Below are 24,391 nucleotides of genomic sequence, written 5' to 3'. Positions count from 1 at the left end.
CAAGGAGTTAAACATGTCTACCACTACTACCAGCTTTGCCACCGTTGCCCGCGCTGAACGCGCCAACGCTTCCCAACAACGCGGTTTCTACTACACCGCTGTGGCACTCAAGTTCATCGTTTGCGCTCTGATCGCCGTGGTAGCCATCGACAACTTCAAGACCTTGATCAGCGAAGACACCCTGTCTGTGTTGTTTGCCCAACTGATTTTGCTGGTTTTGGCTACAGCCGCACTGTCTGTGCCTGTGGCTGAACTGGCCGGCATCATCGAATACTACGCACAAGGCTTCGGTACAGAAGGCGCTGTGTCTGCCATGATCAGTGCTTACTCACTGCCCGCCCAAGTGGGTCAGCATGTGGCCGAATACGAAATCCAGTACGACGCCGACGCTGCCCGCAGCTACAACTTGGACATCGAATTGGAAGAGTCCGCCAGCCGCCGTCGCTGGTAAGCAAAACGTTGCTCAAGGAGCAACAGACTCTGACAGACTCGTCAAACCACAAAAGCACGCCAGTTGGCGTGCTTTTTTTATGCCAACAAACTGGCTTGCACGCCCAGTGTTTGCAGCCGCTGCAAGTGTGGCAGGACTGCTTGTGCCACGGTGGTGTTGCCAGCCAAATCGCCAAACACGGGCGCATACGCCAGCATGCGCTGGACGGATTCCACATGGGTGTGCTGTCCCACTGTCTCCCGGTACAAGGCCTGCAATGCCGCCGCGTGCGGATCGTCCACGGTGTAGGCCTCACCGCTTTCGTTCACTCCACGCAGGTAGTGCACCCACGCCGCCAAGCCCAAGGCGAGGTGGTCGATGCTGTGCTGCGTGGCCAGCCTGTCACGCACGGTGCCCAGCCAGCGCTGCGGCAGCTTTTGCGAACCATCCATGGCAATTTGCTGCGTGCGGTGCGCCAATGCCGGGTTGGCAAAGCGCTCTAGCAGGCTGCTGCGGTAGGCCGCCAAGTCCAAGCCCGGCAAGGCAGGCAGTGTGGGCTCAATCTCGTGCTGCATCAGCGTTTGCAAAAACTGCGTCAGTGCGGGCTGGCGCATGGCCACATCCACCGTGTTCCAGCCGGCCATGGCCCCGAGGTAGGCAATGCACGAGTGCGTGCCATTGACCATGCGCAGCTTGAGCCGCTCCCACGGCGCCGCTTCATGCACGATCCGGGCATACCCCCAGTCGGGGTGGCCATTGGCAAACTGGTCTTCCACCGCCCAGTCGAAAAATGGCTCGGCCATCACGGGCCATTGGTCGTCGCAGCCCAGTGCAGCGCTCACCAAGGCGCGGTCGGCATCGCTGGTGCGCGGGACGATGCGATCCACCATGGAGCACGGAAAGCGGCACTCGCAGGCGATGCGTTCGGCCAGCGTGCTGTCGATGCGGCGCGCAAAGTCCAGCACCGCGCCCTGCAGTACCTGTCCATTGGCGGGCAGGTTGTCCAGTGACATGAGGGTCAGCCCCGGCAACCCGTTGGCAAAACGCTGTTGCAAGGCCCACACCATGAACCCGATGGCTGTGCGTGGTGCTTGTGGGTGCTGCAGGTCGTGGGCAATGTCGGGGTGATCTAGCCGCAAGCGCCCGCTGGCGGGGTCGTGGCAGTAGCCCTTTTCGGTGATGGTCAGGCTCACGATGCGGGTGTCGGGGGCGGCAATTTGCGCTAGCACGGCAGTCGGGGACTCGGGGGCCACCAGCACACGCCCCACGGCGCCCAGCACTTGCAGGGTTTGGCGTGGTTGGCCTTGTGCATCGGCATCGCGCACGGCCACGGTGTAGAGGCCACCTTGCGGCTCCAGCGCATCGCGGGTGTCGGCTTGGCGCAGCGAGACGCCCACGATGCCCCAGCGCAAGTCGCCCGCAGCCAGTGCCGCTTCGGTGGCCACGGCCAAGTGGGCGCGCATGAAGGCACCAATGCCCATGTGCACAATGCCCCAGCGCAGCGCAGCGCGGTCGTACTGCGGGCGCTGCACAGCAGCGGGCAGTTGGTTCAAGCGGTCAGGATGCAGTCTTGGCATGCGTGCACTCCTTACCAGTTGAACAAGGTGCCGTCGTGCTGCAGGCGGTTCACCGGCAGGTAGGCGCGTTGGTAGGGGTAGCGGGCTGCCAACGCTTCGTCGATGGTGACACCGTGCCCAGGCACATCGCCGGGGTACATATAGCCGCGTTCAAACGTGTAGGCATGCGGGAAGACGGCATCGGTCAGGTCGGTGTGGCGCATGTATTCCTGAATGCCAAAGTTGGTCACCCAGATGTCAAAGTGCAAAGCCGCGCCCATGCACACGGGCGACAAATCGGTGGCCCCGTGCGAGCCGGTGCGCACTTGGTAGAGCGAGGCCAAATCGGCAATGCGGCGCAGGTGCGTGATGCCCCCAGCGTGGACGACCGTGGTGCGGATGAAGTCGATGAGCTGGTTCTGTATCAGATCCTTGCAATCCCAGATGGTGTTGAAGATTTCCCCCACGGCCAGCGGGGTGGTGGTGTGCTGGCGAATCAGGCGAAAGGCCTCTTGGTTTTCGGCCGGGGTGGTGTCTTCCAGCCAGAACAGGCGAAACGGCTCCAAGTCTTTGCCCAGGCGCGCCGCTTCAATGGGCGTTAAGCGGTGGTGCGCATCGTGCAGCAGGTGGATGTCTGATCCCACGGCAGCACGCACTTTGTCAAACAGTTGCGGTGTGTGGCGCAGGTATTTTTCGGTAGACCAATCGTGCTCGCTGGGCAGGTCGGCATCGGCGGGTTCATAAAACATATTGCCCCGGCCCACGCCGTACACCTTCTCCAAGCCCGGCACTCCGCTTTGCGCGCGGATGGCTTGGTAGCCCATCTCCTTGTAGCGCAGCACTTCGTCCACCGTGTGCTCGATGTCCTTGCCGTTGGCGTGGCCGTACACCATCACGCGGCTGCGGCTTTTGCCCCCCAGCAGTTGGTACAGCGGCATGTTGGCGGCTTTGGCTTTGATGTCCCACAGCGCGGTGTCCACCGCAGCAATCGCACTCATGGTGACGGGGCCACGGCGCCAGTACGCGCCTTTGTAGAGGTACTGCCAGATGTCTTCAATTTGCTGCGGATCGCGCCCGATCAGACAGGGGATCACGTGGTCAGTCAGGTAGCTGGCCACGGCCAACTCGCGGCCATTGAGGGTGGCATCGCCAATGCCACTCAGGCCTTCATCGGTCTCTATCTTGAGGGTGACAAAGTTACGCCCCGGGCTGCACACAATGACTTTGGCGGAGGTGATTTTCATACGGCAATTTCTTTCAACAGCGGTTCACGGAAGCGGAAACCCCAGCCAGGGGTTTCGCGTGGATAAGCCATGCCATCGCGCACCTGCAAAGGGGTGTCGATGAGGCCATCAATCCAGTCAAAACTCTCGGCGGCTAAGCCATTGGTGATGGTGCATAGCAGTGGCACGTCATAGTCGCGGTAATAGTGCGGTAGCACTGGCAGGTGGTGCGCATGGGCCAGTGCTGCTGAGTCGCGCCAAGCCTGCACGCTGCCCAAGCGCAGCAAATCGGGCTGCCACATGTCTATGCCCTGTGCGGCGATCAGCGCTTGCAGGGTACGGGTGTCGTACTCGCGCTCACCCATGGCCAGGCTGATACCGGCTTGCGCGCGCAGGCTGGCAAAGCCCGCCACGTTGTGGTGGTGCAAAGGTTCTTCAAACCAGCGTATACCCCATGGTTTGGCTGCATGGGCCAGTGCCAAAGCGCCGGCCAAATCGCAGCCTTGGTTGGCGTCCATCATCACCTGCACATGGGGGCCTACCGCCTCGCGCACCAAGCGCAGGCGTTCGATGTCACGCTGCCAATTGGGCGATCCGACTTTGATCTTGACCGCCCGAAAACCACGTTCCACATAGCCGCGCACTTCATCCACCAACTCGGCATCGCTGTAAGACAGCCAACCGCCCGATCCGTACACCGGCACCTGTGTGCGGGTGCTGCCCCAGAGTTGGTGCATGGGCACATTCAAGTGGCGCGCCCATGCATCCCACATAGCGATGTTGACCAAGCCCAGAGCCCAGCGTTGCACGCCCTCTTGTCCAAAGTACTCGTGTGCCTGCTCGGCATGGACGATGAAACTGCCGCTGGCGGCGGCATCCCAACCGGTTGCCATGGGGGCGATGTCGCGCACCGCCCCGCGTATGGCATGGTGCGAGTAATCAAATGACAGCAAATAGCTTTGACCACGCACGCCGTTGTGCAGCACCAGTTCCAGTACCAGAAAGCCAATGTGGCCAATCTGGTGGGTGGCATCGGCAATGGGGCGTGACAAAGGGGAGCTGGCTTCGAACAAGCGCAACTCGCGAATGGTGCTGGCTTTCATACTTGGCTACTTGAGCAAGCCCATTTGCTGGGGCAGCCACAGCGTCACCGCCGGGATGTAGGTGATCGCTGCCAGTGCCAGCAGCAGTGGCACCAGCCACGGCAAGATGGCCACCGTGGTGCGCTCTACCGACAGCTTGGAGATGCGGGCCAGCACGAACAGCACCATACCCAGTGGCGGGTGCAGCAAGCCCACCATGAGGTTGAGTGTCATGATCAAACCAAAGTGCACCGGGTCAATGCCCAGTTTGAGCACGATGGGCAGCAAGATGGGAACCAAGATGGTGATGGCCGCGATGGTGTCGATGAAGCAGCCCACAAACAAAATCAGCAGGTTGGCCAGCAGCAAGAACACCCACTTGTTGTGCGTCACGCTCAAAATCCAATCGGCCAGCATTTGCGCCGCCTGCGTGGTGGTCAGCAGCCAGGCAAAGATGGATGCTGCGGTGACGATGAACAGTACCGAGGCCGTGGTCTCAATGGTCTCGAAGGTGGCTTGTGCCAGCGTTTTGAGCGTCATGCTGCGGTAGCGCACCAAGCCCAAGAACAGCGCCCAAATCACGGCGGCTACGGCAGCCTCGGTCGGTGTGAACCAGCCCATGGTCATGCCGCCAATCAAGATCACTGGGGCCATCAGGGCCAGCACGGCCGAGAAGTTGTAGCGCCAGTCCAGCACCAGCAGCAAGGCAAAGGCGCAGCCCACCGCAGTGTTGACCGGAACGCCAGCGCGCGTGGCCAGCCACACGGCCATGGGGAAGGCGAGCACCAGCAATATCTCCAGCGTGGCGCTGCCCAAGCGGCCCCAGTGGAACTGCACATCACTGCCCCAGCGGTTGCGGTAGGCAAAGTAGGCCACGGTGGCCATCATCAACACGGTCATGAAAATGCCCGGCAAGATGCCCGCCACAAACAGCGCGCCGATGGAGACGTTGGCCATCATGCCGTAAATCACAAAGGGCAATGACGGCGGGATGATGGGCCCCAGCGTGGCCGATGCCGCGGTTACGCCCACAGCAAATTCGGTCGAGTAACCATGGTCTTTCATGGCCTTGATCTCGATCGATCCCAAGCCCGCTGCATCGGCAATGGCCGTGCCCGACATGCCCGAGAAAATGACCGAGCCGATGATGTTGACCTGTCCCAAGCCGCCTTTCATCCAGCCCACCAAGGCCACGGCAAAGTTGTAAATGCGCCCGGTGATGCCCGCGATGTTCATCAGGTTGCCGGCCAAGATGAAAAACGGCACCGCCAGCAGCGGAAAGGATTCAATGCCCGCAATCATGCGCTGGGCCAGCACGATGTCGGGCACTGTGCCCGAGACCAGCAGGTAAATGAGCGAGCCGCCTGCCATGGCCACCGCCACCGGCAGGCCACACAGCATGAGGGCGAGGAAGGAAACAATCAGAATCAGCATGCTGTCCGTCCTTATCAGTCGTCGCTGCCATCAAAATGGCCGGGGTTTTGCAAGGCCGAGAAGCCGCGCCGCCAGTTGGCCCGCGCCACTTGGGCCGCGCGCAGTGCCATGAGGGCAAAGCCCGCAAACGCCAGCCAGTACACATAGCTTTTGTTCCAGTTCACGGTGGTCATGGGCTCATCGCCCACGGCCATGGCATAGCGCATGACCAACCAACTGGCGTAGCCGTAAAACAGCAAGGCCGCCACATCCACCGCGGTGGACAACGCCCGCCCCAACGGGGCTGGCAAGTAGCGGTAGACCAAGTTGACCTGGATATGCCGCACCCTGCGCACGCACATGGCTGAGCCTATAAAGACAATGGGCATCAGGCAGTACACGGCCAGCTCTTCGGTCCAGGCAAAAGAGTCGTTGAGTGCATAGCGTGTGAAGAACTGCAAGAACACCAAACCCGCCATGAGCCAGAAAAAGCCCAGGCATACCCAGTCCTCTGCGGTGTAGCCCGAGAGGTCTACGTGGTGTTCATCGGCCTGTGCAAAGCTGGCCACCACGGCGGCCTCATCGCTGGTCTGCGGTGTGCTGCCTTCGGTCTTGTGATCCGTGTCGGCAGCGCTGTGGGGGGAGGGGGTGTTGCCCATATAGTGCGGGTGCAAGGTGGTCATGCAGGGCCTCCTTACTTGATGGCTTGGATGCGATCCCAGTCAGACTTTTGGTAGCCAAACTGCTCGAATGGCACAGACTTGAGCACCGTGTCGCGGAACTCGCCCACGTTCACATCGGTCACGCTCAGGCCCTTGCTGCGGAACACCGCTGCCAACTCTTTTTCACGCGCAGCCACTTCCTGCGAGGCCTTGGCCGCCGCTTCTTGGGCTACTTCGGTAAAGATTTTCTTGTCCGCATCCGAGAGCTTTTTCCACACCCCACCGGCTACCACGGTGTTGAGGTGATCCACGATGTGGCCTGTCAGCACGATGTGCTTTTGCACCTCGAAAAACTTCTTCGCTTCGATCGTGGTCAGCGGGTTTTCTTGCGCTTCTACGGTGCCGTTTTGCAAGGCCAAATACACCTCTGCAAAGGCAATGGGCGAGGTGTTGGCACCGCAGGCACGCGGCATGGCCAGGTAGGCGGGCACGTCAGGCACGCGCATTTTCAGGCCCTTCATGTCGGCGCATTTGGCAATGGGTTTATTGCTGCTGGTGTGGCGGGTGCCGTAGTAGGTGGTGGCAATGATTTCGTTGCCGCTCTTTTGTTCGTAGCCCGCGGTCAACTCTTTGTAAATATCGCTCTTGGTGTAGGCCAGCAGGTGGTCTACGCTGCGGAAGGTGTAGGGGTAGTAGGTCACGCCAATGCGGGGAAATGCCTTGGCCGCAAAGCTGGAACCCGAAATGATGATGTCCACCGTGCCCAGACTGAGGCCCTGGTTGATGTCGTTTTCCTTACCCAACTGCGAGGCAGGGTAGACCTCGATTTGGTAGCGGCCATTGGTGCGTTTTTGGATCTCTTGCGCAGCCCAGACCGATGCGGTGTGGAACGGCTCCGATGTCTCGTACACGTGCGCCCACTTGAGCTTGGTCTGCGCCCAAGCGGGGCAGCTCAGTGCGGCGCAGGCGGCTATTGCAATGGCTATACGTTGGAATGTCATGCTGTGTCTCCTCATGGTTGTATGTGCTTAGCCGGGAATCAGCTGCACTTTGGTACTACGGCTTCTGTCCAGGGCCAAGTCAAACGCCGTTTTCGACTGGCTAATGGGAATTTGCGCGCTGATGAGCGGGCGCACATCGGCGCGGCGGGTGCGCAGGGCTTGCACCGCCCAGTCGAACTCCACGTCGGCCCGAAAGGCACCGAGGTAGCTCAACTCGCGGGTCATGATGTCGTTGGCCGCAAAAGGCATTTCGGCTGGCAAGGTGCCCACCTGCACGATGCGCCCGCCCCGGCGCACCGCACGCAGGCAGCTAGCCAGTGCCGCTGGGTGGCCCGCAGCCTCTATGGCAACATCCACGCGGCCTGACCAGTTGGCGCTGTCGTCCACAGTGGCCGCCACTTCGTCGGCCCCCACGGCCAAGGCCATGTGCTGGGCGCGCTCGCTCGGGTCGCTGGCTATCACGCGGGCGGCACCAGCCAAGCGTGCGGCAATCACGCACATGCAGCCAATGGTGCCGGCCCCGGTCACCAGCACCGTGGCACCCAGCACATCACCCGCCCTATGCACCGCATGCAACCCCACCGACAGCGGCTCGGCACAGGCGATCTCGCCCAAGCTCACATCCTCGTCTATAGGGGTGAGTTGGCCTTCGGCCATCACAAATTCCTCGCGAAAAAAGCCCGGTATGTGCGGAAAAATCGCTGCGCTGCCTAGGAACACCATGCGCTCGCACAGGTTGCTGCGCCCCTGGCGGCAGGCCGCGCAGGTGCCACAAGGATGGGCGGGGTTGATGGCCACTTTCTGCCCCACCTGCACACGGCTCACCCCCTCGCCCACAGCTTGCACCACGCCCGATGCCTCATGCCCCGGTACAAAGGGCGCACGGATCGCAAATGCTCCTGCCCGACCATGCTGGTAGTAGTGCAGGTCTGACCCGCAAATACCGCCCGCGCCGAGTTGCACCAGCACTTGGCCCGCTGCAGGCGCTGCGCTGCTTTGCTCTTGCACGCTCAGGTGCAGGGGGCCGGTCAGGATGCAAGCCAAACTCATGGGGGCCTTTCGCGCTCAGGGACGCGCAGTTAAATTGGTAAGGCCAATTTTGCGCACGGAGTCCCCGCAGCGGTTATAGGGTTTTCCCACCAAGCGCTGCCGCTAGCATCGGGGGCATGGACAAGCTCAAGCAACTGGAAACTTTTGTCGCCGTGGCTGCGCGGGGCAGCTTGGCCGCTGCCGCCCGCGCCGAGGGCGTGGCCCCGGCCATCATGAGCCGCCGGCTCGATGCGCTGGAGGAGCGCCTAGGCGTCAAGCTCATGGTGCGCACCACGCGCCGCTTGTCGCTCACGCACGAAGGGGTGGCTTTCTTGGAGCACTGTCAGCGCATCTTGCAAGACGTGGCGCAGGCCGAGGCCAGCGTCAGCGCCGGGGGCGTGCGCGCCAGTGGGCATTTGCGCATCACCGCGCCAGCAGGCTTTGGCCGCCGCCACGTCGCGCCCTTGGTGCCGCAGTTTCGCCAAGCGCACCCAGAGGTCACGGTATCCCTCAACCTCAGCGACCGCGTGGTGGACATCGCCGCCGAGGGCTATGACTGCGCCGTGCGCGTGGGCGACTTGCCCGACTCGTCTTTGGTCAGCGTGCGCTTGGCCGACAACCGCCGCCTGTGTGTGGCCACGCCCGACTACCTGCGCCGCCACGGCACGCCGCAAACCCCGGCCGACTTGGCGCGCTTTGATTGCCTCATGCTTTCCAGTGACGCCTCGCAAACGCGCGGCTGGGCTTTTCGGGTGCCTGCGGGCGGCAGCGCCAACAGCGCCCCCGTGGCAACTGGTCAGGCCAGTGAGGTCATCCACCTGCGCCCCACCGGCCCGCTGGACTGCAGCGATGGCCAAGTGCTGCACGACTGGTGCTTAGCGGGTTTGGGCATAGCGTGGCGCAGCGCGTGGGAGGTGCAAGCGGCCCTGGCCAGCGGTGCGCTGGTGCCCGTGCTGGCCGACTACGCTGCCCCGCCCAACGGCATTTACGCCGTGGTGGCGCAGCGCAAACACATGCCGCTGCGCCTGCGGCTGTGGATCGATTTTGTGAAGGAGCGCTACAGCGCGCCGGGGTATTGGTAAAGGTAAGGGTAATGCGGGATGCACAGCGTTCCGCTGGCTCAGAAAGCTGGCAGCGTTCCATGAGCAATTGAGTCAATCCCTGTAGCATCTATCGTTTCGCCCATGGGGTTACAGTTGCCATGAACCAGTTTGTCGGTGCCGCCTTTTTGCACATCCGCTCCTCCGTACTTCACAGTGTTCGCACGGCCATGGTGCGTGATGACCAAGTGGGCTGGGTGGTGTCAGGTCGAAAACGCTTGCGAGCCCCTTCGGGGGAGGTGCAGTTCACCGCCGGGCAGGCACTCCTTTTGGCGCGCGCAACCCAGTGGGACATCGTCAACGAGCCTGCGGCTGATGCTAATTACGAAGCACGGGTAATTGGTTTCGCTCCACATACCATAGAGCGCTTTTACGACCGTTTTGGGCAATTTACCGCGGCCCCCCCGGTGCAGGCTTGTGCATCGAGCGAAGCGGACGCAGATTTTTTGACTGTGTGCAGCCGCGCCATGGCGGCCTTGCTGGAGCCAGATATGTCCGACGCCATGCGTGAGCATCGGGTTTTGGAGGTGTTGCTCTTGCTGGCGGAGCGGGGGCTGGTGTTTGCGCCACCACGGGAGTTGACTTGGGAAGATAGGGTATGCCGGGTGGTCAGACAGAGGCCCCATGCGAGTTGGACGGTGGATGATTTGGCACAGGCGTTTCATTTGAGCGCTAGCACCTTGCAACGCCGATTGGCGCTGGAGGGAACCTCGGCCAGTCGCTGTGTGCGAGAAGTGCGGCTTGAAACGGCCATGGCTCTGCTGCAAGGCACGGACTTCCAAGTGTCTGACATAGCGATGCGCTGCGGCTATGAATCACACAGCCGCTTCACTTCCGCATTCAGACAGCGCTTTGGTTACGCGCCTTCCCATCTCAGACCCTGAGGCTGAGGGCGGCGGTGTTGCTTGGTATTGCACAGCAATTGATGGTTTGGGGCTAATCGAATAAGCAGCCTTGTTCCATGATCGAGATACCTTAACTCGCAATGGAACTATCCTATGAAGCACACCCTTTTGGCAGCCGCACTCCTTGGTGCTAGCGCTCTGTCTTATTCCGCAGGCTTTGCAGTGCACAGCCCAGAGATCAAGGCAGCCAGTCCGATGGCTAAGAAGTTTGAATTCAACGGTTTTGGATGCGCAGGCGATAACCAATCGCCCACATTGCAGTGGAGCCATGTGCCTGCAGGAACCAAGAGCTTTGCCGTGACGGTGTACGACCCCGATGCCCCCACCGGTTCGGGCTGGTGGCATTGGCTGGTGATAAATGTGCCAGCTGATGTGTCAGCGCTAGAGGCTAATGCAGGTGCTGAAGGCGGTGCCCATTTGCCAGCAGGTGCAAGCCATGTCCGCAACGACTATGGTGTGTCCGGTTGGGGTGGTGTGTGTCCTCCACCGGGGGATAAGCCGCACCGCTACATCTTCAAGGTGCATGCACTGAAGGTGGACAAGATTGATTTACCAAGCAATGCAACGGCGGCGCTGGCTGGTTACATGATCAATGCCAATACCTTGGCCACAGCCCGTTTCACGGCTACTTATGGCCGCCCAGCAGCCAAGCCATGAAGATGCTTTAGACCAAGCCCACATCCACCGCCCCCGCGTAGCCGGGGAACACGGTTTGCAGCTGGCTGGCAGATAAGCCCCACTGGCGTGTGAACAGGCCAGCCAGCACGCTGCGGTATTCGTTGAGCACGGGCATGTCGCGGTTTTGGAACAGGGTGTTGGCCGTGATGGCCTGCTGCTGCCCAACCACCTGCTGGCCGCGCACGCCACCGCCCAGCACCCACATCACGCTGCCGTGGCCGTGGTCGGTGCCCCGGTTGCCGTTCTCGCGGAAGGTGCGGCCAAACTCGCTCATGACCACCACCACCGTGCTGCGCCACACCGGGCCTAGCTCTCGCGCCAGCGTGGCCAGGCCTTGGCCCAGTTCGTCCAAGCGGCTGGCTAGGTAGCCGGTGGCACCGCCTTGGGCCACGTGGGTGTCCCAACCGCCAATGTCCACAAAGCCGATGCGGTAGTCCTCGCGCAGCAGGCGGGCGATGCGGCGCGCTTCCAGCTCAAACCCTTTGGCCGAGATGGCCCCCCGGCTGGCGGCGTCCATCTCTTCGCGCAGGGCTTGCAGCACTTGGTCGCGCACGGCAAAGCCGTCGCGCACGCTGTTTTGCAGCGGCGTGCCTTGGTACATGCTGGCAATCAGTTGGCTTTGCCGCGCATCCACCGATGGTTTGGCCAGGTTGCGCAGGCTCACGTTGGGCACGCGCAAGTCGCCCTGCATGGCCACGGGCAGCTGGTCGGTAAAGGCAATCGGTGAGGCTATCGGGGCTGCGTTGTTAGAGGCCAAACGCTGCGCGCTGCCTTGCCCCAGCACGCTGGCCAGCCGATTCAGAAAGCCCGAGCCAAACTGCGTGCGCGGCGCGCCCCACTGGCCCAGCTCGATGCTGTCTTGCGTCTCGAAGTGGCTGCGCGAAATATCGTGCGTGCCGCTAAAGGGCACGAACGCCGCCTCACCCTGCTGCCACAGCGGGTACACCGTGTCGCGCAGCGCCGGGTGCAGGCCCCAGTCGCTGGTCAGCGGCAGCGCGCTGGCCAGGTCGCTGGACGGTTTGGCAATGGCAATGCCCGGGCGCGACTCGTAATAAAAACTGCTGCTGGTGGGCACCAGCAGGTTGTTGGCATCCATGCCGCCGCGCAAAAACACGAACAGCAAGCGCGGCTGCTCGTTGCTGTGTGGGGCGTTGGTCGCTGCCATGGTCGATGCAGAGCTGCTGCCCGCAGCCCAAGTCAGCCACATGCGGCGGGATATCGTGAGTCGGTCGGTGAACGGTGTCATGCCATGTCTCCTTCAAACCGTAGCGCCTTGTGTGCGCCGTTGTTCAGCGCACCATGAATTCGGGCGATGCCAGCAGCAGCGTGTTCCATTCTTGGGGCGAAGTGGCCTGTTCCAGCGCTGTGCGGGTGCTGGTGGTGAGCGTGCCTTGCAGCACGCGGTAGTACAGCGCGTTGGCCAGTTGCGGAAAGGCGGCGCGCTCGGTGGGTTGCGGCCCATCGGTCTTGAACAGCCCCGCGCTGCCCGAGCCGATGGCTTTGGCGATCTCAAAGCGCGTGGCCAGTTGGCCTGCACTGTCCCAGCCGGACGCCACCAGCGGGTAGCCATCGGGCGTGACGCGCCCGTACAGCGGCTCGCCCATGCGGTTGATCCAGTTGATCATGGGGTTGACATTGAGCACGGGCTTGTCGTCGTACGCCAGCCGCACGGCGCTGACGACGTAGCGCACCGGGTCTTTGAATTTGGTGCCCGGGGCCTGCACAAACTCGGGCGCGGTAAAGAGGGTGTGCAGCACGCGGGCAATGTCGCCATCGGTCTGCTTCCACATGGCCACCATGCGCTGCACCAAGCTGGCTGGTGGTTCATCGGCCAGCCAGAATTTGGCAAGCTTTTGGCTCACAAAGCTTGCTGCGCTTGCTTGGCCAGCTATCAATTTGATAGCACTAGTGACCTCGCCCAGTCCACCGCCTTCGATGCGCTGGCCCAGCAGCGTCTTGGGTTGGAAGTCGTGCCGGCCGGGGTGGAACTCGAACAAGCCCTGGCGCACGTAGTAGCGCTGCAGCTCGGGGCGCACTTTGGCGTCTTCGCCCCGGAAGGTCACGCCCACGCCCGTCAGCACACGGGCCAGCTCTTGCACGTCTTGCTGGGTGTAGCCCGCGTCCACGCCCAGCGCGTGCAGTTCCAGCATCTCGCGGGCTTGGTTTTCGTTGATCTTGCCCACCGCGTTTTGCTCGTTGTCCAAGTAGCGCAGCATGGCCGGGTGCAGGCTGGCCGCGGTAAGCAAGTCACTGAAGCGGCCCAGCGCGTGCTGGCGCAGCGTGGCCTCGTAGTCGGGGATGAGGGCGCGCACGTTGTGCTTGTACAGGTGCACGCTGAAGTGGTTGAACCAGAACCACGCCATTTGCTCCAGCACTTGGTGTGGGCTGTACAGCGCGCGCAGCAGGTGGCGCTGGGCTGATTCGCGGGAGAGGCGCGTCAGCTCGTCTTGGTAGGCGCGCTGGGCGGTTTTCTTGGCCTCGTCGTCGCGCAGATCGTCGGCGGCTTTGCGCTGCGCTTCCATGCGCAGGGCCAGGGGGTCTAGCGCCAGTTGGCTGATGGTCATGGCGTCTATGCTGGCTTGCACGCCATAAGGCATGGGTGCTTTGGGGTCGGCCTGCAGTTGCTGGCGTAGCCACGCGCCAGGGCCTGCGCGCTCTAGCTCGCGCTCGCTGCTGCTGGTGGCACCCCAGCTCACGCGGTTGAGCCAGCGGTAGCGCTGCTCCGGTGTTTGCAAGGTGGATAGCGCGCCGTTGCCATCAGCCGGGCCTGCATACTGGCTGGGGGTGGCACAGCCCGACAGAGCCGAGAGGCCTGCCAAGCCAGTCATGCCCGATAAACCCGAGAGCAGCGGCACAGAAGCGCTGCGCATCAACCATTGCCGACGGTGCATAGGAGTCTCCTTTGCAGGCAGGGCCGCGAACCAACCAAGTCCAGTGCCAAGCTCAGTGCCCAGTTTTCGGACGGCAGCGCTTGGCGTGTCGGTCTAGACCCCGAATTCGCGCCCAAGTTCCCCAGCACGCTGGTGCGCGGCGTGCATGGCGCGGACAAAACTATCGGCCACACCACTGGTTTGCATGCTGGTCAGCGCAGCATACGTGGTGCCGCCTTTGGACGTGACGCGCTCGCGCAACACGCTGGCGGGCTCGGGCGAAGCCTTGGCCAGCTCGCCCGCGCCCACGCAGGTGGCCACGGCCAAGCGGTAGGCTTGCTCGGCTGACAGGCCCAGTTCGGTGCCCGCTTGCGTCATGGCTTCCATGAAGTAAAAGAAATAGGCCGGGCCAGAGCCAGACAGCGCGGTCACGGTGTCCAGCTGGCCTTCGTTGTCCAGCCACACGCAGTCGCCCGTGGTGCGTACCACCTGCTCGGCCAAAGTGCGGTCGGCCTCGGTCACGGCAGGGCGGGCGTACACGCCGGTGATGCCTTTGCCTATGAGCGCTGGCGTGTTGGGCATGGTGCGCACCACGCGCTCGGTGCCCACCCAGCGGGCGATGCTGCTGCTCGGTATACCTGCGGCCACGCTCAGGTGCAGGGCTGCTGCGGTGTAGGGCGCGGCAGCGGCGGCCGCGTCCTTAAAGGTTTGCGGCTTGACCGCCCACACCACCATGCCGGCCCCCTGCAGCGTGGGGCCGCACTCGGGCAGGGCTTGCAGGCCAAAGTCTTGCAGCAGCTTGGCGCGCGTGGGCTCGTAGGGTTCCACCACCAGTATGTCTGCCACGCCAAAGCCCTGGCGCAACAGCCCCCCAATGATGGCGCTGGCCATATTGCCCCCGCCGATGAATGCAATGCGTGTTGCCATGGTCTGTCTCGAAAAAAGGGTTGTAACGGGGGCAAGTGTAGTGGCCCATAATCCCCGCGCACTTGCCGGGGTAGCTCAATTTTCGGAAATGATTTGCAGTGCTTGGGACATCGACAGAATGAAGACGGCGTTTTGAGTGACTGCAATATGTAGTGGAGGGACTGCAGGATGATTCTTTATAAATACATGAAGGCAGAGCACGCAGAGAAAGTGCTGCGTGATAAGACCATTCAAATGGCGCGTATCGATGCTTTTAATGACCCTTTCGAGGGGAAGGCGGCTCTAACATATGATCCGGATGACAACGAGCGATACATCTCGTCAAGGGAAAATGTGCTGCTCGACTGGTATAAGTGGGAAGCATTTGTTTTTTGTCTTACCCGAAGTCCTTTAAACCCCGTGATGTGGGCGCATTATGCTGAGCAGCATAAGGGGGTTGTCCTGGGGCTAAAGGTCAATACTCCCTTCTTTTCAAGTTCCGAAGAATGTGTTCTGCCGATACAGCATGGCAGTATCGTCTATACCAAGACAAAGCCTTTTTATGCGTATGAGATGCCTGGGACGGAACTAGAAGATTTTCAGTGTCCGGAGTTTTTTGCGTATGAAGAGCAAGAACGCTTGCAGCGTCTTTTTTTGTACAAATCATCCGACTGGTCTTATGAGGAGGAAGTGCGCGTTATCAAGCATCGAAAACGGCTTACAAACTACTGCCCGCAGTATAGGAATGACGATGAATGCATCGTGCGTGTGCCCGATTTATCAGTTCCGGAAATCTATTTGGGCTGCAGGACTTGTCCAGAGATTGAGAAAGAGCTCATTAAGTTAGCGCCAGATGCGCGGCTTAAAAGGTGTCGGGTATCTTCCCGCAGTTGGTCGCTTGATCCAGATATGCCAATGGGGTTGTGAGAATGAAAGTAAATTACGAAGATATGCGAACCAGTGTTTTTACTTTTTTGTGTGAAATAGAGACACTGGTTTATACCCTAGAAGAGATTTATGCCAATTCAGTCTTGGTGGATCAGTTGAATAATAATGCTGGTGCCTTCTTTGCTCAGCATCAGGCATTGTTGATCGATAAAATAATTATAGAAATTGCGAAATTATTTGATCCTGATGAGGATAGGCAAGGCAATAAAAATGTGAGCTTACGCCACTTGGTGAGATTGGCGCCGGAATCCACGGAAAATCAGGAAATTTTGAATAAGCAATGGGGAAAGGCAAAATTGCTTTGTAAAAAAACCTTAATTATTCGACATAAAGTTTTGTGCCACAACGATTGCTCTTTGTTGGACAAAAACATCGGTGTTCCGTTGTCAGTAATCAAGGAAACACTGGTTGAAGTGAAATTGTTATTTGATATGTGTTGTGGTTCAGCGCATTACCGATTGAAGCCAAACATATACCCTGCCCGTACGCTAAAGAATTGGGTGTTGGGCTAGCACCGCATTGTTGATCTAGCGCTGCGGCAGCATGCGATACAGCACCTCACGCCGCCCTTGGCGCCAGTGCCAAGCCACGGCGGCCAGGTGCAGGGCGAGCATGGCGCACAGCAGGGCGATGCCCCAGGTGTGCACCGTGGCAAAGCGGTAGTTCCACTCCAAGTCTTTGATGGGGGCTGGCACGTAGATGAGCCAAAAGACGAAGAAGCCGCTCTTGATCATGAACAGGCCACTCAACTCCACAGCGAAGATGAGCAGGTAAAACAGTTCGTGGTGGATGCGCGCCACCCAGCGGTTGAGCGCGGACATGCTGGCTGGGTAAGCGGGCTGCGGGCGCAGCCAGCGCCACACGTAGCGCAGCACGATGAGCGGCAGGATGGCGGTGCCCAGCGACTTGTTGAGCGTGCCAAAGAACTGGAAGGCGGTTTCGCCCATCACGTTGAAGAACAAGCCAATGGTGATGGCGGTGATGATGACCCCGGCCGTGAGCCAGTGCGTCAGGCGCGTGAACAGGTCGTAGTGGGCTGGTGCAGGGGTGCTCACAGGACTCTCCACTCAGGCCAAGAGGCTGTGGCCCAGATAGTCGCCACGCTGCACGCCGGGCAGGGCAAAGTAGTAGCCGCCGCCCGTGGGTTTGATGTATTCCTCCAGCTCTTCGCCATTGAGTTGGTTTTGCACGTGGATAAAGCCGTCGGTCAGGTTGGCTTGGTAGCAGATGAAGAGCAGGCCCATATCCAGTTGTCCGGCTGGCGTGATGCCGCGCGAGTAGTTATAGCCACGGCGCAGGATGCGGTGTTTTTGTGTGGCCATGGTGCGCGGGTTGGCTAGGCGGATGTGGGCGTTACTTGGCACAGCCGAGGTGTCGGGGTGTTGGCCGTAGTCGGCCTCTTCGAATTCGTGCTTGTGGCCCAGCAGAGCGCCGCTGTCTTTTTTGCGGCCGATCAGACTCTCTTGCTCGCCTAGGGGGGTGCGGTCCCAGCGCTCGACGAGGTTGCGGATGATGCGCACGGCTTGGTAGCTGCCGCCAGTGGCCCAGCCCACGTCTTGGTGCTCGGGGTTGACCCAGACGAGTTGGTTCATGAGCGCTTCGTCAAAGATGTCGAGGTTGCCGGTGCCGTCTTTGAAGCCCAGAAAGTTGTGCGGCGTGTGAAAGCCAAACGGGTTAGGGACTTGGTGCGGGGGCAAAAAGCCTTCCAGTTTCCAGCGCGGAGCGAGGAGTTTGGGCGCGTTTTTGATGATGTCGCGCAGGGCGTGCAAATTGGTTTGCGCGCTGTTGGCGCAGAACTGCAGCATCAGGTCGCCGTGGCATTCAGCGGGGTTGAGCTGGTCGTTGGGAAAACCTTCCATGCGTATCAGGTGCTTGGGGCGGCGTTCGGCCAAGCCAAAGCGCTGGTCAAACAAGCTAGCGCCTACCGATACGGTGATGGTGAGGTTGTCGGGGTATACGGTGTTGCCCAAGATACCGCTGTCCATGGGGGGCAGCTTGGCATCGACGGACGGGGCACTGCCGCCTGTGGTCAGGAAGGCGATGCGCTCGGTGAGCAGTTTGAACAGGTCGGTGAGCTGGGCCTTGTCTTTGGCCAGCACATCAAACGCCACCACCATGCCTGCTGCCGGTTGCAAGTTGGTGATGCCCGACTGGTGCAGCCCGTAAAAGGGTTGCGTTTGGCGGGTGGGGTCGGTGAATTTCCAGAAGGCGGCGCCTGCGGCCAAGCTGGCCAGTGCGCCGACCCCTACACCTTGCAAAAAGCGGCGGCGAGCAGTCATGGTGACTTGAGGGCTTATTCCAAGCCCAAAGTGCCGCGCAGCTTGGACAGGTCTTCTGCCAGCGCGGTGATGGGGCCTTTCATGGCGGTCTTGTCGGCTTCGGTCAACGAGCCGTAGTCTTTGAAGCCCTTGCCGCTGCGGTATTTGGCCAAGAGGGCGTCCACTTCGGCGAAGTTGGCATCGACGCGTTTGAGCAGTTCGGCATCACGCTTGTCCAGCAAGGGGCGCAGCAGATCGACCACTTTCTTGGCACCTTCTACGTTGGAGTTGAAGTCCCACAGATCGGTGTGGCTGTAGCGGTCTTCTTCGCCACTGATCTTGCCGGAGGCCACTTCTTCAATCAGTGCCGCCGCGCCACCCACTACCTTGCCTGCCGGCAGGGCCAGTTGGCTGATGCGCTCTTTGAGTGCCTTCACGTCTTCCAATAATTTGTCCGCGATTTCGCCTTGGCCTTTGGTGGTTTTTTGCTCAAACAGCGCGTACTCGAGGCGGTGGTAGCCAGTGAAAGTGGGGTCTTGTTCTTTCTTCTCGAAGTCGTCGGCACGGGCGTCGATGGCGCCGTCCAAGTCGCTGAACAGTTCGGCGATAGGCTCAATGCGCTCGTAGTGCACGCGCGCTTGTGGGTACAGGGCTTGGGCTTCTTTGAGCTTGCCGGCCTTGATGGCTTTGACGAACTTTTCGGTCATGGTCACAAAGGCATCGGACTCTTGGGCCACGTATTGTTTGTAGGCTTCCAGTGCGGGCTGCAGTTCGGCAATGGCAGGGCCGTTGCTTTGGACGGCGTCACCCGCAGTCACGGTCAGCTTGCCTTTGGGATTGGTGAGCAGGCCGCAGGTGATGTCGTATTCGCCTTGCTCCAAAGTGGCTGTCAGGGTTTGGGTGAAGCCGGGGGCGATGTTTTCACGCTCTTCGACCACCATCACACCCTTGAGGATTTCCCACTCCAGCGCTTGCTGGCTCTTGTTGATGATTTTGAAAGTGCGTTTGCCCGATGGCACGCTCAGGGTGCTGGGGTCGCAGCCCTTGTCGGTCACGGTCACGGTGATGGCGGTGTCAGCAGGCTTTTCGGCTGCTGCGGGGGCTGCAGGCGTGGCTGCGGGTTCATTTTTCTGGCAGGCGCTCAGGGTGGCCAGAGCTGCCAGCAATGCCACGGAGGGCAGGGTCTTCACGAGTTTGCGTTGCATATTGCACTTTCTCCAAAAATACGGTGTGCGCCTTGGCGATCAGCGCGCTTGTGCTTGGGCTGCGGGCGCAGCGCTTGGGGCTTGTTTTTGTCCGGCGATAAACCACCACAGTGCTGGCACGATGTAGGCGATCCAGATCAGCACTTCACCAATAGCGGGGCTGTCTTGGTAGCCGAATAAGGCGCCCAGCAACACGCCCACTACGCTGCCGTTAGGCAGCACTGCGCTGAGGTTGTAGGCGTGGTCTTGCAGGTGATTCCACAGGCCTGCTTCGTGGAAGGCTTTGAGTGCGCTGCTGAGCAGTCCTGCCGCCACGAACAAGATAAAGATGCTGCTCCACTGGAAGAAGACGCGCAGATTCAGGCGCAGGCTACCGCGGTAGATCAGTACGCCACTGGCCACCGCTGCGGCCAAGCCCAGCACGGCACCGATGGGGGCGTAAATGCCGACATCTTGCTGGAAGGCCGCGAGCAGGAAAAAGACGGATTCCAGTCCTTCGCGCCCCACGGCCAAGAACACCAAGGCGACGATGCCCACAGCTTGGCGGTGATGGCGCTGCAGCGCTGCGTCTATGGCGTGGTGCAGTTCACCCTTGATGGATTGGGCGTGCGAGCGCATCCAAAACACCATGGAGGTGAGCATGCCGGTCGCAATCAATGCCACGATGGCTTCAAACAGCTCTTGCTGTTTTTGCGGAAATTCGCTTTGCACATGGTTCATATACAAGCCCAGCGCAAGGCACAGTCCTGCTGCGCTGACTATCCCAAAGCCCACAGCGGGAAGCCACCGACCTTGGCCGCTTTGGCGCAAGTAGCTGGCCACAATGGCCACGATGAGGGCAGCTTCCAAGCCCTCGCGGTACATGATGAGAAATGGAATCAGCATAAACAGAATGGTGAGCCTCCTCACGATGAGGAGGAGTAACATTCTAAATGATATGAATTCTCATTCGTTTGCCATGTACGAAGCCAAGCGCTGTATGTGCGCCATTTTTGCGCTACCGCAAGGTGGTCATCGTTAGGGTGGGGCGCTTGTGGGACGACCGGTCGTGGTGCTTAGGCGGGTAAGGTGGCTTGGCGCACGGCGTGCTCCCATGCCGCCATGCGCTTTTGGGCGCGTTCTGGTGCCATGGTCGGTAGGAAGCGACGCTCTGCGCGCCACAGGCTGGCGATTTCTTCGGTGCTGCTGTAGAGGCCAGTGGTGAGCCCTGCCAAGTAAGCTGCGCCCAAGGCGGTGGTTTCGGTGACAGCTGGGCGCACTACGGGGATGCCCAGCAGGTCGGATTGGAATTGCATCAGCAAGTCGTTGACACAAGCGCCCCCGTCCACGCGCAGTTCGCTCACCGCTTGGGTGTGGTGGTTGTGCGCGTCTTTGGCCATGGCTTGCAGCAAAGCCGCGCTTTGGAAGGCGATGCTCTCCAGCGATGCGCGGGCAATGTGCGCCAGTGTGCTGCCTCGGGTCAGGCCTGTGATGCAGCCACGGGCATCGGGCTGCCAGTAGGGTGCCCCCAAGCCGGTGAAGGCCGGAACCACGATGACGCCTCCTGAATCGGGCACGCTTTGCGCCAAGGCTTGTACTTCTCCACTGGCTTGGATGGCATTGAGACCATCGCGCAGCCACTGCACGACGGCTCCGCCCACGAATACGCTGCCTTCCAGCGCAAACTGGGCTTGCGCGGTGGTTTGCGCTGCGCTGGTGGTGAGTAGGCCGTTGTGCGAAGTTTGGAATTGTGTGCCGCAGTGCATGAGCATGAAGCACCCGGTGCCATAGGTGTTTTTGGCCATGCCGGGGGCGAAGCAGGCTTGGCCAAACAGGGCGCTTTGCTGATCGCCTGCAACGCCGCCAATGGTGATGCTGTGGCCCAAAAGGGCCGCGTCGGTGTCGCCATAGCGGTGGCTCGATGGGTGCACGGTTGGCAATACCGCAGCGGGGATACGCAGGGCTTGCAGCAGTTCAGTGTCCCATTGGTTGCTGTGCACGTTGAAGAGCATGGTGCGCGCGGCATTGCTCACGTCGGTGGCGTGCGCTCGGCCTGCGGTGAGGTTCCACATCAGCCATGTGTCTATGGTGCCAAAGGCCAGCTCTCCTGCTTCGGCCTGTGCACGGGCGTTGGGCACGTTGTCCAGTAACCATTGCAGTTTGGTCGCAGAGAAGTAGGCGTCTATGAGTAGGCCGGTTTTTTGCTGGATGGTGTGGGCCATGCCTTGGCTGCGCAATTGGGCGCACACTGGCTCGGCGCGGCGGTCTTGCCACACGATGGCGTGGTGCACGGGTAGTCCGGTTTTGCGATTCCACAGCACGGTGGTCTCGCGCTGGTTGGTGATGCCAATGGCGTGTATGTCTTGGGGTTGCAACCCTGCTCGAGCAATCGCTTCGCGTGCGGTAGCCAGTTGGATGCGCCAAATTTCTAGGGCATCGTGCTCTACCCAGCCCGGCTGCGGGTAGTGCTGGGTCAGCTCTTTTTGTGCCATGGCGACGGGTGTGCCTAAGCGATCAAACACGATGCTGCGCGAACTGGATGTGCCTTGGTCTAGGGCCAAGGTATAGGGGGCTTGGTGTGCCATGGTTGTCTCTTCGGGTTGATAGGGGGGGCCTTAGTTGCTGATCACTAGCTGCACGCCTGCTTCATCAAGCAGGCGGGTAAAGGGTTCGGGTGGGATGGCATTGGTATACAGACGGTCTAGTTGTGCCAATTGCCCCACCTGCACCATGGCAGGGCGGTTGAATTTGCTGCTGTCCGCTACCAGCCATACTTCGCGAGCGTGTTGCATGATGGTTTGAGCCACTTTCACCTCGCGGTAGTCGTAGTCGCGCAGAGTGCCGTCCCCCTCGATGCCAGAAATGCCAATGATGGCAATGTCCACCTTGAACTGGCGCACAAAGTCCACAGCGGCTTCGCCAATGATGGCGTGATCGCGGGCCCTGACGACGCCTCCTGCCACGATCACTTCGCAGGACGGGTTGCTGCACAAGGTGGTGGCGATGTTCAGGTTGTTGGTGAGCACGCGCAAGCCTTGGTGCTGCAGCAGTTCGCGGGCCACAGCTTCTGCGGTAGTGCCCACGTTCAGGATGAGTGAGCAGTCGTTGGGCACATCGGCTGCAATGCGCCGTGCAATGCGCTGCTTGTCGTGCGCATGCAGGGTTTCGCGTTGGGTATGGGCCAAGTTTTCCGTGGTGGATACGGCCGCCCGTGCACCGCCATGAAAGCGCCGCACCAAACCTGCTGCGGCCAGTTTTTGAATGTCGCGCCGCACCGTTTGCACGGTAACTCCCAATTGGCTTGCCAACTCTTCAACGCTGGCATGTCCGAGTCGCTCTACAGTTTGGACGATTTGGGTGTGGCGTGGATGGTGCTGCATGTTCGGTATTGTTCCTAACTGGATAAAAAACGAAAAATAAGGAACAATTCGAATTCTATGGAACAAATACTGTTTGCGCTATGACTACTAACCCTGCTTCTCCTTTGCCTACCGACCGCGGTGCTTTGCTGCAGAAATTGCAATCGACCACGGAGTGCGACGTGTTGGTGGTGGGTGGTGGAGCTACTGGCTTGGGTGTAGCGCTGGATGCGGCTAGTCGCGGTCACAAAGTGGTTTTGCTGGAAGCGCATGATTTCGCCAAAGGCACATCGTCTAGGGCGACCAAGCTGGTGCATGGCGGCGTGCGCTATTTGGCGCAAGGCAACATCAGCTTGGTGTACGAGGCCTTACACGAGCGCAGCACTTTGCTGCGCAATGCGCCTCACTTGGCGCAGCCATTGCCGTTTGTGGTGCCGGTGTACCGGCGCTGGGATCAGTTGTTTTACGGTGCGGGCTTGGCGCTGTATGACTTGCTGGCGGGTAAGGCTGGGTTGGGGCGTACGCGGTTGCTGTCCAAGGCGCAAACGCTGCTGGCAATACCGGGGGTTAAGCAGCAGGGTTTGTGTGGCGGTGTTCAGTACTGGGATGGTCAGTTTGACGATGCACGTTTGGCATTGGCTCTGGCTCGCACCGCCGCCCGAGAAGGAGCGTTGGCGCTGAATTACTGTCGAGTGGATTCGCTGGAATACGAGGCTGGACGTGTCAGTGGTGTACGTTGGGTTGATGCCCTAGGGGGCGCATCGGGGGCGATTCGTGCGCGTTGCGTGATCAATGCCACCGGTGTCTGGGTTGATGCATTGCGCACGCCCGATGGCGCGCATGGTAACCGGGCGACGGAGCCCTTGGTAACGCCCAGCCAAGGAGTGCATTTGGTGGTGGATAGAGGGTTTCTGCTCGGTGATAAGGCCTTGATGGTGCCCAAAACATCCGATGGCCGCGTCCTGTTTGCTGTGCCGTGGCTGGGAAAGGTGATTTTGGGCACGACAGACACGCAGCGCTCGAATATGCCGTTGGAGCCTCAAGCGTTTGAGGAGGAAATTGATTTCATCTTGCGAGAGTCGGCCAACTATTTGCAACGCCGACCCCTGCGTAGCGATGTGCGCAGTGTCTGGGTGGGCTTGCGTCCTCTGGTCAAGCCGCAAAGTTCGGGGTATGGGGGGACAAAATCGATTAGCCGCGAGCACACGGTTGATGTGTCCCAAACAGGTCTGGTTACAGTGACGGGCGGTAAATGGACGACCTACCGCGCTATGGCTGAAGATGTGCTCGCCAAGTGCGCATCGGCGGGCTTGCTGTCGGATTGTGGGGCAGGTCGAACAGCACAGTTGCCGTTGGTGGGTGCGCAAATGGGGGGGCGTCTGACGCAAGAGCAAGGCTTACATATATATGGTTCGGAGCGCATCAGCGTAGACGCTTTGCCAGGTGGTGACACTTATCTGGTAGATGGCTTGACTGAGGCTATGGTACGTTTTGCTGTGCGCTACGAATATGCGCGCACGGTGGAGGATGTGTTGGCGCGGCGTAGTCGACTGCTATTCCTTGATGCGCGAAAAGCCATGCAAGTGGCGGAATCGGTGGCCGCAATCCTTCGCTCGGAGGGGGTGGCGGATCCTTTTTTGCAGGAATTCAATGAGTTGGCAAAGGGCTATGGTTTTTTTCAAGAAAGTTGTTGACAGTAGTACTTTGCATTTGCTACATTAGTGGACTTGCTTTTTTGCAAGTGGTTTTCTGCCTAACAAGGCTTTGCAGTAGTGCAGGGCTTTACA

The 24,391-nt window shown here is 60.4% G+C and carries 23 protein-coding genes; 7 read left to right on the top strand and 16 right to left on the bottom strand.

Annotated features, from left to right (window positions below; all coding sequences use genetic code 11):
- The first annotated feature begins 13 nt into the window (after window positions 1-13).
- The gene (locus tag KIK84_RS06800) at window positions 14-451 is read left to right on the top strand and encodes a hypothetical protein (protein WP_214122268.1); all 438 of its coding nucleotides are present in this window, start codon (window positions 14-16) and stop codon (window positions 449-451) included.
- 77 nt (window positions 452-528) lie between these two features.
- On the opposite strand, the gene KIK84_RS06795 is transcribed toward KIK84_RS06800, so the two are convergent.
- Genes KIK84_RS06795 through KIK84_RS06765 form a run of 7 tightly spaced genes read right to left on the bottom strand, consistent with a single transcriptional unit; the run spans window position 529 to window position 8,417 of the window.
- Window positions 529-2,007: a mannitol dehydrogenase family protein gene (locus KIK84_RS06795; protein WP_214122267.1), complete on the bottom strand. Its 1,479-nt coding sequence runs from the start codon at window positions 2,005-2,007 to the stop codon at window positions 529-531.
- An 11-nt stretch (window positions 2,008-2,018) separates the two neighbouring features.
- Entirely contained in the window at window positions 2,019-3,230 is a 1,212-nt protein-coding gene (gene manD, locus KIK84_RS06790) for a D-mannonate dehydratase ManD (RefSeq protein ID WP_214122266.1), read from the bottom strand.
- Window positions 3,227-4,312, bottom strand: a complete 1,086-nt coding sequence (locus tag KIK84_RS06785) for a mandelate racemase/muconate lactonizing enzyme family protein (RefSeq protein WP_214122265.1) — start codon at window positions 4,310-4,312, stop codon at window positions 3,227-3,229. The genes manD and KIK84_RS06785 overlap by 4 nt, the downstream gene beginning before the upstream one ends.
- Window positions 4,313-4,318: 6 nt before the next feature.
- A complete protein-coding gene (locus KIK84_RS06780) occupies window positions 4,319-5,725 on the bottom strand; it encodes a TRAP transporter large permease (RefSeq protein WP_214122264.1) in 1,407 nt (468 codons plus the stop codon).
- A 14-nt stretch (window positions 5,726-5,739) separates the two neighbouring features.
- Window positions 5,740-6,387, bottom strand: a complete 648-nt coding sequence (locus tag KIK84_RS06775) for a TRAP transporter small permease (RefSeq protein WP_250207784.1) — start codon at window positions 6,385-6,387, stop codon at window positions 5,740-5,742.
- Between the two features lie 11 nt (window positions 6,388-6,398).
- Window positions 6,399-7,367 (bottom strand): sialic acid TRAP transporter substrate-binding protein SiaP, encoded by a 969-nt coding sequence (locus KIK84_RS06770; RefSeq protein WP_214122263.1) that lies wholly within the window; start codon window positions 7,365-7,367, stop codon window positions 6,399-6,401.
- Window positions 7,368-7,394: 27 nt separating this feature from the next.
- The gene (locus KIK84_RS06765) at window positions 7,395-8,417 is read right to left on the bottom strand and encodes an L-idonate 5-dehydrogenase (protein ID WP_214122262.1); all 1,023 of its coding nucleotides are present in this window, start codon (window positions 8,415-8,417) and stop codon (window positions 7,395-7,397) included.
- A gap of 116 nt (window positions 8,418-8,533) precedes the next feature.
- Here KIK84_RS06765 and KIK84_RS06760 point away from each other — a divergent pair, with 116 nt between their 5' ends.
- From KIK84_RS06760 to KIK84_RS06750, 3 genes are all read left to right on the top strand, one after another.
- Window positions 8,534-9,478: a LysR family transcriptional regulator gene (locus KIK84_RS06760; RefSeq protein WP_214122261.1), complete on the top strand. Its 945-nt coding sequence runs from the start codon at window positions 8,534-8,536 to the stop codon at window positions 9,476-9,478.
- A gap of 119 nt (window positions 9,479-9,597) precedes the next feature.
- On the top strand, window positions 9,598-10,380 hold the full coding sequence (locus tag KIK84_RS06755) for a helix-turn-helix transcriptional regulator (protein WP_214122260.1): 783 nt from the start codon (window positions 9,598-9,600) through the stop codon (window positions 10,378-10,380).
- A gap of 114 nt (window positions 10,381-10,494) precedes the next feature.
- A complete protein-coding gene (locus KIK84_RS06750; protein WP_214122259.1) occupies window positions 10,495-11,058 on the top strand; it encodes a YbhB/YbcL family Raf kinase inhibitor-like protein in 564 nt (187 codons plus the stop codon).
- Window positions 11,059-11,065: 7 nt separating this feature from the next.
- On the opposite strand, the gene KIK84_RS06745 is transcribed toward KIK84_RS06750, so the two are convergent.
- From KIK84_RS06745 to proC, 3 genes are all read right to left on the bottom strand, one after another.
- Entirely contained in the window at window positions 11,066-12,325 is a 1,260-nt protein-coding gene (locus KIK84_RS06745) for a DUF1501 domain-containing protein (RefSeq protein ID WP_502757541.1), read from the bottom strand.
- A gap of 43 nt (window positions 12,326-12,368) precedes the next feature.
- Window positions 12,369-13,970, bottom strand: a complete 1,602-nt coding sequence (locus tag KIK84_RS06740; RefSeq protein WP_250207783.1) for a DUF1800 domain-containing protein — start codon at window positions 13,968-13,970, stop codon at window positions 12,369-12,371.
- A 93-nt stretch (window positions 13,971-14,063) separates the two neighbouring features.
- Window positions 14,064-14,876: a pyrroline-5-carboxylate reductase gene (gene proC, locus KIK84_RS06735; RefSeq protein ID WP_214122258.1), complete on the bottom strand. Its 813-nt coding sequence runs from the start codon at window positions 14,874-14,876 to the stop codon at window positions 14,064-14,066.
- A 168-nt stretch (window positions 14,877-15,044) separates the two neighbouring features.
- Here proC and KIK84_RS06730 point away from each other — a divergent pair, with 168 nt between their 5' ends.
- Together KIK84_RS06730 and KIK84_RS06725 are read left to right on the top strand one after the other, a co-directional pair.
- Window positions 15,045-15,782: a DUF2971 domain-containing protein gene (locus KIK84_RS06730; RefSeq protein WP_214122257.1), complete on the top strand. Its 738-nt coding sequence runs from the start codon at window positions 15,045-15,047 to the stop codon at window positions 15,780-15,782.
- Window positions 15,783-15,784: 2 nt separating this feature from the next.
- Window positions 15,785-16,315 carry an AbiU2 domain-containing protein gene (locus KIK84_RS06725; protein ID WP_214122256.1) on the top strand — a complete coding sequence of 177 codons (531 nt, stop codon included), beginning with the start codon at window positions 15,785-15,787 and terminating at the stop codon, window positions 16,313-16,315.
- 15 nt (window positions 16,316-16,330) lie between these two features.
- On the opposite strand, the gene KIK84_RS06720 is transcribed toward KIK84_RS06725, so the two are convergent.
- The 6 genes from KIK84_RS06720 to KIK84_RS06695 all read right to left on the bottom strand — a co-directional run bounded on the left by KIK84_RS06720 (window position 16,331) and on the right by KIK84_RS06695 (window position 22,625).
- Window positions 16,331-16,858 (bottom strand): cytochrome b, encoded by a 528-nt coding sequence (locus tag KIK84_RS06720; RefSeq protein WP_214122255.1) that lies wholly within the window; start codon window positions 16,856-16,858, stop codon window positions 16,331-16,333.
- Window positions 16,859-16,870: 12 nt separating this feature from the next.
- A complete protein-coding gene (gene efeB, locus KIK84_RS06715; protein ID WP_214122254.1) occupies window positions 16,871-18,082 on the bottom strand; it encodes an iron uptake transporter deferrochelatase/peroxidase subunit in 1,212 nt (403 codons plus the stop codon).
- 14 nt (window positions 18,083-18,096) lie between these two features.
- Entirely contained in the window at window positions 18,097-19,266 is a 1,170-nt protein-coding gene (gene efeO / locus KIK84_RS06710) for an iron uptake system protein EfeO (RefSeq protein ID WP_214122253.1), read from the bottom strand.
- A gap of 39 nt (window positions 19,267-19,305) precedes the next feature.
- Window positions 19,306-20,151, bottom strand: coding sequence for an iron uptake transporter permease EfeU (efeU, locus tag KIK84_RS06705; protein ID WP_214122252.1), 846 nt, complete (start codon window positions 20,149-20,151; stop codon window positions 19,306-19,308).
- A 170-nt stretch (window positions 20,152-20,321) separates the two neighbouring features.
- Window positions 20,322-21,830 carry a glycerol kinase GlpK gene (glpK, locus tag KIK84_RS06700; protein WP_214122251.1) on the bottom strand — a complete coding sequence of 503 codons (1,509 nt, stop codon included), beginning with the start codon at window positions 21,828-21,830 and terminating at the stop codon, window positions 20,322-20,324.
- A gap of 30 nt (window positions 21,831-21,860) precedes the next feature.
- On the bottom strand, window positions 21,861-22,625 hold the full coding sequence (locus tag KIK84_RS06695; protein ID WP_214122250.1) for a DeoR/GlpR family DNA-binding transcription regulator: 765 nt from the start codon (window positions 22,623-22,625) through the stop codon (window positions 21,861-21,863).
- A gap of 80 nt (window positions 22,626-22,705) precedes the next feature.
- On the opposite strand from KIK84_RS06695, the gene KIK84_RS06690 reads away from it, so the two are divergent.
- Entirely contained in the window at window positions 22,706-24,298 is a 1,593-nt protein-coding gene (locus KIK84_RS06690; protein WP_214122249.1) for a glycerol-3-phosphate dehydrogenase/oxidase, read from the top strand.
- The last annotated feature ends 93 nt before the right edge of the window (window positions 24,299-24,391 follow it).

The organism is Curvibacter sp. CHRR-16 (assembly GCF_018474005.1).
GTDB lineage: Bacteria > Pseudomonadota > Gammaproteobacteria > Burkholderiales > Burkholderiaceae_C > Allorhodoferax.
The sequence above is the reverse complement of the archived record's forward strand: the minus strand, read 5'-3'. Positions and strand labels throughout refer to the sequence as shown.

Bases quoted from the DNA above. Each gene is read 5' to 3' on its own strand.
- KIK84_RS06695 (WP_214122250.1), bottom strand. From the start codon at position 22,625: ATGCAGCACCATCCACGCCACACCCAAATCGTCCAAACTGTAGAGCGA.
- KIK84_RS06775 (WP_250207784.1), bottom strand. From the start codon at position 6,387: ATGACCACCTTGCACCCGCACTATATGGGCAACACCCCCTCCCCCCAC.
- KIK84_RS06745 (WP_502757541.1), bottom strand. From the start codon at position 12,325: ATGACACCGTTCACCGACCGACTCACGATATCCCGCCGCATGTGGCTG.
- efeU (WP_214122252.1), bottom strand. From the start codon at position 20,151: ATGCTGATTCCATTTCTCATCATGTACCGCGAGGGCTTGGAAGCTGCC.
- KIK84_RS06795 (WP_214122267.1), bottom strand. From the start codon at position 2,007: ATGCCAAGACTGCATCCTGACCGCTTGAACCAACTGCCCGCTGCTGTG.
- KIK84_RS06730 (WP_214122257.1), top strand. From the start codon at position 15,045: ATGATTCTTTATAAATACATGAAGGCAGAGCACGCAGAGAAAGTGCTG.
- KIK84_RS06770 (WP_214122263.1), bottom strand. From the start codon at position 7,367: ATGACATTCCAACGTATAGCCATTGCAATAGCCGCCTGCGCCGCACTG.
- KIK84_RS06750 (WP_214122259.1), top strand. From the start codon at position 10,495: ATGAAGCACACCCTTTTGGCAGCCGCACTCCTTGGTGCTAGCGCTCTG.
- KIK84_RS06760 (WP_214122261.1), top strand. From the start codon at position 8,534: ATGGACAAGCTCAAGCAACTGGAAACTTTTGTCGCCGTGGCTGCGCGG.
- KIK84_RS06765 (WP_214122262.1), bottom strand. From the start codon at position 8,417: ATGAGTTTGGCTTGCATCCTGACCGGCCCCCTGCACCTGAGCGTGCAA.
- efeB (WP_214122254.1), bottom strand. From the start codon at position 18,082: ATGACTGCTCGCCGCCGCTTTTTGCAAGGTGTAGGGGTCGGCGCACTG.
- KIK84_RS06690 (WP_214122249.1), top strand. From the start codon at position 22,706: ATGACTACTAACCCTGCTTCTCCTTTGCCTACCGACCGCGGTGCTTTG.
- KIK84_RS06800 (WP_214122268.1), top strand. From the start codon at position 14: ATGTCTACCACTACTACCAGCTTTGCCACCGTTGCCCGCGCTGAACGC.
- efeO (WP_214122253.1), bottom strand. From the start codon at position 19,266: ATGCAACGCAAACTCGTGAAGACCCTGCCCTCCGTGGCATTGCTGGCA.
- KIK84_RS06755 (WP_214122260.1), top strand. From the start codon at position 9,598: ATGAACCAGTTTGTCGGTGCCGCCTTTTTGCACATCCGCTCCTCCGTA.
- KIK84_RS06780 (WP_214122264.1), bottom strand. From the start codon at position 5,725: ATGCTGATTCTGATTGTTTCCTTCCTCGCCCTCATGCTGTGTGGCCTG.
- KIK84_RS06725 (WP_214122256.1), top strand. From the start codon at position 15,785: ATGAAAGTAAATTACGAAGATATGCGAACCAGTGTTTTTACTTTTTTG.
- proC (WP_214122258.1), bottom strand. From the start codon at position 14,876: ATGGCAACACGCATTGCATTCATCGGCGGGGGCAATATGGCCAGCGCC.
- glpK (WP_214122251.1), bottom strand. From the start codon at position 21,830: ATGGCACACCAAGCCCCCTATACCTTGGCCCTAGACCAAGGCACATCC.
- KIK84_RS06740 (WP_250207783.1), bottom strand. From the start codon at position 13,970: ATGCACCGTCGGCAATGGTTGATGCGCAGCGCTTCTGTGCCGCTGCTC.
- KIK84_RS06785 (WP_214122265.1), bottom strand. From the start codon at position 4,312: ATGAAAGCCAGCACCATTCGCGAGTTGCGCTTGTTCGAAGCCAGCTCC.
- manD (WP_214122266.1), bottom strand. From the start codon at position 3,230: ATGAAAATCACCTCCGCCAAAGTCATTGTGTGCAGCCCGGGGCGTAAC.